The organism is Archangium sp., assembly GCF_036388035.1.
In the GTDB taxonomy this organism is placed as follows: Bacteria; Myxococcota; Myxococcia; order Myxococcales; family Myxococcaceae; genus Archangium.
In genome coordinates, this window is sequence record NZ_DASVSO010000139.1 from 1 (window position 1) to 6419 (window position 6419).

Sequence of the window (6419 nt, forward strand, 5' to 3'; positions counted from 1 at the left end):
CGGCCCTCCACCCGCGTGCGCCACCCCGGCCAGACGCGCAGGTACTGGAAGCACCAGCGGCACACGTACGCGTGCAGCACGCGCCGCTCCGCGTCCACCGGCAGCGTGAGCAGCCACAGCACCACGCCCAGCAGGAACAGGGGCACCGCCGTCAGCGCGAAGACGGCCCAGAACCAGAGCGTGGCGACGTACTTCACTTGGACGACGAGTTGAGGACGCTGGCGAACTGCATGGCGTAGTTCACCTCCAGCCCTCCATCCACCACCAGCGTCTGGCCGTTGACGTACGAGGAGCCCTCGGAGCACAGCCACTCAATCGTCTTGGCGATCTCATCCGCGCTGGCCACGTAGCCCACCGGCACGCTCTCCTTCACCTTGGCCTCGAGCGCGGCCCAGGCATCTCCCATGTAGAAGCGGCTGGAGTCGGTGTCGATGTAGCCCGGGTTGACGGCGTTGACGCGGATGCCGGAGGAGGCCAGCTCGGCCGCCAGGTACTTCACCAGAATCTCCATGGCGCCCTTCATCGCGCCGAGGAAGCCGTGGAAGGGCAGCGGCATGCGCGAGTCCATGCCGGACACCATGACGATGCGGCCCCTGCGCCCCTCCATCAGCGGCACGGCGCGCTGGGCCCCCAGCAGGAAGCTCTTCACCGTGACGTTGAACGTCTTGTCCATCTGGTGGAGCTTCATCTGCATGAGCGGGGTGAAGGCGGTGGAGGCGGCGTTGGCCACGAAGACGTCCAGCCCGCTGAACTCCTGCTGCACCAGGTCGAAGGCGGCATGGAGGCTGGCCGGCTCGAGCTGGTCCGCGATGACGGTGCGGCAGCGGCGGCCGAGCGCCTCCACTTCCTTCACCAGGGCCTCGGCGGCCTCGGCGTCGCGCCGGTAGGTGGAGACGATGTCGTAACCCGCCTTCGCGAGCCGCAGGGACAGGGCGCGGCCCACGCCACGCGAGCCGCCGGTGATGAGCGCCACGGGAGCAGTCATATGTCCCCGGGCATACCACCTTCACACGCCCGCGGCCGGTGTCCTGATTCAGATCAGTCCCGAAGTGGCGCGTTCGATTCCGGGACAGGCCCGTGCACGCGCCCTTTCCGTAGGAACTCCAAGGGCTTGAGCCCCGAGGTGCTCGGCCTCTTTACAAAGCCGATGCGCCGCCATGTGCCACCCGCTCCGGCGCCGGGCGAGACACACCCCAGGAAGTCCGCGCACTTGCACGTTGGCACGGCCGGTGCTCCAGGGAAGAAGCGTCGAAAACGCGTCTCTTCGAGACTCCGACGCGACTGGAGGGCTCCGGGTTCCCCACCAATCCGGAGCCCTCATCATTTCTGGAGCCCGGGCCGTGGGACGAGCGGCACTAGAGTGCGCCGCCATGCACGTCGCTCCCGGCCCCGCCCCCACCCCCGCCGGCCCCCGCTGGCTCTACCTGCACGGCTTCGCCTCGGGCCCCGGCTCCGCCAAGGGCGTGGCCCTGGCCGAGCACTACGCGCGCCAGGGCATCCACCTGGAGCGATTGGACCTGCGGCGGCCCTCGCTCGAGCACCTGCGCCTGAGCGCGATGATGCACACGGTGCGCGACGCCATCGGCGGCGAGCGCGACCGGGCCATCCTCTTCGGCTCCAGCCTGGGGGGGCTGACGGCCGCCCGCGTGGCCGAGGAGGACCCGCGGGTGTGCGCGCTGGTGCTGCTAGCGCCGGCCCTGCGCGGCTCGGAGCAGATGCGGCGCAACGTGGGCGAGCAGGGCCTGCGCCAGTGGCGGGAGACGGGCTGGAGGGAGACGCAAGACTACGCGGAGAAGCGCGAGGCCCGGGTCCACTTCGGCCTCATCGAGGACCTCGACCTCATCGAGGCGCGCTCGGGGGGCTGGCCGGACGTGCGGGTGCCCACGCTCCTCATCCACGGCAGCCGGGACACCACCACCCTGCCGGCGTACTCGCGCACGTGGGCGCGGGGCAAGCGCCACGTCCGCCTCGTCGAGGTGGACGACGGCCACGAGCTGGTGGACTCGCTCGGGCGCATCGCCGCCGAGGCGGACGACTTCCTGCGGCCCTTCCTCGCGCCGCCCGAGCTCCGGTAGGAGGCGCGCCCCGCTCATGGCGAGCGGGGCGGCGTCACCTCACAGCGAGCCCTCGCCCCAGCTCAGCACGGCGGCGCCGCTGGAGGAGGAGATGGGCGGCACCCCGGGCACGGAGATGGTGCCATTGCCCTGCATCTCGATGGCCCTGCCCTTGGTGGTCGCGCCACTGCAGGTGGCCGCGTCCTGCACCACGAGCTGCGCCTGGAGATGGGAGTTGTTCCCCATCTTGAACTGCTCGTGCACCATGACGGCCACGCTGGGGCAGTTCGTCGGCACCGTGGCGGGGTCCCCACAGGTGAACAGAAAGCTGTTGCCCCCCACGAGCGTCAGGTCCCGTCCGGCCATCACCACCACGTCCCGGTTGGCGGGTCGCAGGCGGACGGTGGCGTTGCCGTCCACGACGACGTTGCCGGTGGCGACGAGGCTGACGGTGCCCTGGTTGGGAGGCACGAGGTTGAAGTCGGGCATGTCCCCCTTGAAGGTGACGCTGCCTTCCACGAACCACACCCCATGGGGGATGGGGGTGAGCGCGGAGCTGGCCTGAAAGGTGAACACACTCCCGGAGACGTAGTCCCGCCTGTACTGGACGGCGCCCACCCCCGGGTAGAGGGTGGTGGAAGCGTCACAATTGGCGCGGGAGCTGGCCACGCCGGTCGCCGCCCCCCAGACGACGGGAGCCGAGCCGCAGGCCGTCGTCATGGAGGGGTCGCGAGCGCGCAGGCTGGCATCATCCGCCATCTGCACCGTGCCCGTCGGGCAGGTGCTCCCCGTGCCGCCGTAGACGAGCTTCCAGCATGCGGCGGCCGGAGAGGAGGCCTCGCCCGGGTAGTGGATGCGCGCGAAGGCCTGGGGGTTGTCGCAGCCCGAGGCGGCGTACTTCCACATGTAGACCTCGGCCTTGCCGGAGACCTCGCGCAGGTAGAAGAAGGGGATGCAAGAGAGGCTCCCCACGGGGCAGGCCGGGGGCGCGTTGAGCTTGCTCCACACCTCCACCTTCGGTGGCGGAGGAATGTTGACGTTGGTGGTGCAGCTGCCCGCCGCACCTCCGAAGTCGACGTTGCACGTGGAGCCGGAGACCTGCACGTTGCAGGCGTTTCCGGTGCCGCAGGTCTGGTAGGGGGGCCCGTTGCCACAGCCCGCACCACACACACACCCATCCGCGAAGTCGCCGCTGTTGACGGAGACGTTGCCGTAGGTGCCGCACACGTGCGAGGTGCCATCCAACTCGATGGTACCGCCGGCGACGATGCCCGCGGCGGGCGCGCTCCCCAGGCGTGCCCTCAGCACCTTGCGCGCCTGCGCGCGCGTCACGTCCATGCCCGGGGCGATGCCCACCACGGTGGCGATCACCGTCCGGTCCCGGTCCCGGACCAGGTTGCTCTTCGTCGGCAGGGTGGGCCCCTCCTCGCAATTGAAAACCCCCTTGCGGTTGTTGTTGGTGCTGGGCCCGAACGGAGCGCTGATCCCGTCATCGTCGTTGTCATCGATGCGCACCAGGTACGCTCCCTCCATCCCGCCGTCAGCGCCGGGTCTGTAGGGGAAGAGCCGGAACTTGCGGCCCGAGAACGGCACCCCCGAGCCAGCGTCGTCCGGGGCCGGGAAGAGGTTGTCATCCAGCGTCCCCCCGTCGGACAGCGGCAGGGCGACGCAGTCGGTGTTCAGCTTCGGGTCCAGCACCTTGTCCAGGTCCACCTCGTTGTCGAGGACGGCCCCCACATAGGCCCGGGTGCGGTCCAGCCCGAACTCGGCGGCGGACAGGGCGAGCGCGTCGTGCTGCACCAGGTACGCGTTGCGCCGCTCGTCCTCGCCTCGCTGCAGCGCCATGCCCACCACGAGGGTGAGCGCGGCCAGGACCACGAGGACGGCCAGCAGGGTGAAGCCCTGGGGCCTGCCCCTTCCCGCTCTTGCTCCGTGCATGGATGAACCCATTATTGCCTCAAGGTGATGGAGCCGTGGGCCGTATGGCGCAGCGGATCGCCAGCGGTCATGGGCCGCTCGAGCTGCAGCTCGATGTCCACCCGGGCGATGTCCTTCAGGGACGTGGTCGCGACAGGGGCGGTCAGCGGATCGCCATTGGCCTTGAAATATCTGAAGGTGATGCTGGCCGGCGTCACCAGCCGGGCCAGCCGCTCCCAGTCGGTGCCATCCGCGCCAGCGGCGCAGGGGTCGCTCAGGGTCCCGATGGGCGAGCCCACCGAGCCCCAGCACTGCTTGCGCTCCCACCATCCATCGATGATGCGGTGGAAGACGCGATCCGGCGTGGAGACGAAGCTCTGGTTGGCGCCCCCGGAGACGAGCTCCGCCGGCACGCTCGCGTCGATGGACAGGGCCCGGCGACCATCCGGCCTGAGCGCCGACGGCGGATGCGGCGGGGTGGAGGAGGTACCAATCTGCCGCTCCACCCATCGCCCCATCCCATCCGCCACGATGATGTACTCGGAGGGCTGATAGCGGTTGAGCGCCCAGGGACAGGTGCGTGCGGTCCCCGAGCTGCCCGCGCAGTCGGTCGCGGTGGAGGTGGCGGCGTAGGTGAAGAGGTGGCTGGAGAGGTCGGTGGCGCACGCCGGGGTGGCGGTCGTCACGTCGCAGCCCCCGTTGAGCTCGTTGAGCAGCGACAGCCCGGCGAACGAGGCCGGGGTCTGGTCGGCCGCGAGCTGGGAGAAGCCGTTGAAGGTGGAGTTGGGGCGGGGCAGGTCCGCGATGAAGATGATCTGCTGGGGCTGGGCCACCAGGATGCTGGCGGGAAAGCGGTCGCCGGTGCCCACCCGCGCGCCACGGGGACGGCCGAGCCCGGCCTGCCGCAGCTCCGTGGTGAGCTGTCCCATCACGAGCGCGGCGCTGCGCTTCATCTCCGCCAGCTTCCGCTGCCGCTGCTGCTGGGCGATGCCCTGGATGAACAAGGCCAGCGCGGCGGACAGCATGATGATGGCCACCCCGCTCGTCACCAGCATCTCGATGAGCGTGAAGCCCCGCCGCGGGTGACGGCGCTTCACCATTTCAGCACCGCCAGGGACTGGGAGGTGGTACGGGAGGTGACGGTGACCACGGCGCGCTTGTACATCACGGTCCCGGCGGCCGCGCCCATGTCCTCCGACTCGTTGTACACGTCGACCCTGCAGGTCCACGTGCTCGGCAGTCCCATGGCGAGGCAGTTCTTGCCCAGGCCGCCCGTCTTCCAGGGCTCGTCGTTGGTGACGGACAGGACCCGGAGCCGCTCGGTCTGGTCGACCAGGAACTGCGTCAGTTGCTGATCCGTCGTCGCCCGGGCCACATGACCGTTGGCCTGGATGAGCCCGCTCAGCACACTGCCAAGGGCAATCATCAGGACGGCGCCGCCGACCATGGCCTCGATGAGGGCATAGCCGCGCTCGCCCCGAGGGTTCCTCCCACTCATGGGCACTCCTCCAAGGGAAGCTCACTCACACACACGGGACCCTGATTCATGAGCCGCACGGCCAGCTCCGGGCCGGTAGCGCTGGCCCTGAAACGCAGCTCGGTGGAGACCTCGCGCAGCCGGCTGTTCGGCCGCCACTCCGGCTCCGTCTTCCCCGTCGGCACCCGGACGCGCATACGACCCGGCATCCGCACCCACTCGACGTGCTCCAGCTCCGCCGCGGGGACGGGCTGGATCTCACAGTCCGGCGTCTTGCGACGCCGGATCCGCAGGCGATCTCCCTCCTCGTCGATGTTCAGCACCTCGAGGGGCTCGCCCGCGGGGTTGACCGGGTCGGCCCTGTAGACCTCGAGGGTGTGGCACCGCCCCGTCTCCCGCGCCATGAGCTGGGCCCGCGCGGCCGCCGAAGCGGCCAGCTCCGCCGCCTGCCTCCGGCTATAGCGCTCCCGCAGGGGCCCGACGGTCGCCACGGACAACGCCGTGAGCAACCCGAGCAAGGCCACTGTGACCAACAGCTCCACCATCGTGAAGCCGCGCATCCGCTGATTCATGGGGTGCGCATCGTAACCCTCTTCCCCTACTCTTGGAAAACCCCGTAATGGGAAGGGGGGTTTTCCCCTCGGGCCGCCGCTGACGCGCACCCGGGACGAGCCCGGCCGCACAGCGGCCAGGCACTCGAGGACCCCGGGCCGGGCCGGAATGGATACCGGGGGCTTCCGTTTGTGCCCCCACGATGAACAAACGACTCCTCTCTTCGTCGTGCCTGCTGGGCGTGCTGCTCACCGCGGCGTGCGACGCGCCCCCCTCCTCCCCCTCGTCGGCGCCGTCGGCCGAAGCGCCCGCGGCCGAGACGCCGTCGGCCGTGGCGCCGGCTCCCGGGAACGTCCTCCAGGTGGAAGCCGCCCTCACGGTGAGCAACTGCCGCGTGCTCTCCACCGCCGCCGCCACGG

6 protein-coding genes and 2 pseudogenes are annotated in these 6419 nt (G+C 70.2%); 2 read left to right on the forward strand and 6 right to left on the reverse strand.

Annotation, left to right across the window (positions count from 1 at the left end):
* Together VF697_RS06090 and VF697_RS06095 are read right to left on the reverse strand one after the other, a co-directional pair.
* Positions 1-197 (reverse strand): annotated as a pseudogene (locus tag VF697_RS06090) (1-acyl-sn-glycerol-3-phosphate acyltransferase); the annotation flags it as partial.
* Entirely contained in the window at positions 194-985 is a 792-nt protein-coding gene (locus tag VF697_RS06095) for an SDR family NAD(P)-dependent oxidoreductase (protein WP_331092542.1), read from the reverse strand. The pseudogene VF697_RS06090 and the gene VF697_RS06095, both read right to left, overlap by 4 nt.
* Before the next feature lie 385 nt (positions 986-1370).
* On the opposite strand from VF697_RS06095, the gene VF697_RS06100 reads away from it, so the two are divergent.
* Positions 1371-2075 carry a YqiA/YcfP family alpha/beta fold hydrolase gene (locus VF697_RS06100; RefSeq protein WP_331092543.1) on the forward strand — a complete coding sequence of 235 codons (705 nt, stop codon included), beginning with the start codon at positions 1371-1373 and terminating at the stop codon, positions 2073-2075.
* A 39-nt stretch (positions 2076-2114) separates the two neighbouring features.
* Here the strand turns inward: VF697_RS06100 and VF697_RS06105 are convergent, their stop codons facing one another.
* Genes VF697_RS06105 through VF697_RS06120 form a run of 4 tightly spaced genes read right to left on the reverse strand, consistent with a single transcriptional unit; the run spans position 2115 to position 6020 of the window.
* On the reverse strand, positions 2115-3992 hold the full coding sequence (locus tag VF697_RS06105; protein ID WP_331092544.1) for a hypothetical protein: 1878 nt from the start codon (positions 3990-3992) through the stop codon (positions 2115-2117).
* Positions 3993-4003: 11 nt separating this feature from the next.
* Positions 4004-5071 carry a PilW family protein gene (locus tag VF697_RS06110; RefSeq protein ID WP_331092545.1) on the reverse strand — a complete coding sequence of 356 codons (1068 nt, stop codon included), beginning with the start codon at positions 5069-5071 and terminating at the stop codon, positions 4004-4006.
* Positions 5065-5469, reverse strand: a complete 405-nt coding sequence (locus tag VF697_RS06115) for a hypothetical protein (protein WP_331092546.1) — start codon at positions 5467-5469, stop codon at positions 5065-5067. The genes VF697_RS06110 and VF697_RS06115 overlap by 7 nt, the downstream gene beginning before the upstream one ends.
* A complete protein-coding gene (locus VF697_RS06120) occupies positions 5466-6020 on the reverse strand; it encodes a type II secretion system protein (RefSeq protein ID WP_331092547.1) in 555 nt (184 codons plus the stop codon). The genes VF697_RS06115 and VF697_RS06120 overlap by 4 nt, the downstream gene beginning before the upstream one ends.
* 182 nt (positions 6021-6202) lie before the next feature.
* Here VF697_RS06120 and VF697_RS06125 point away from each other — a divergent pair.
* Positions 6203-6419: pseudogene (locus VF697_RS06125) on the forward strand (hypothetical protein); the annotation flags it as partial.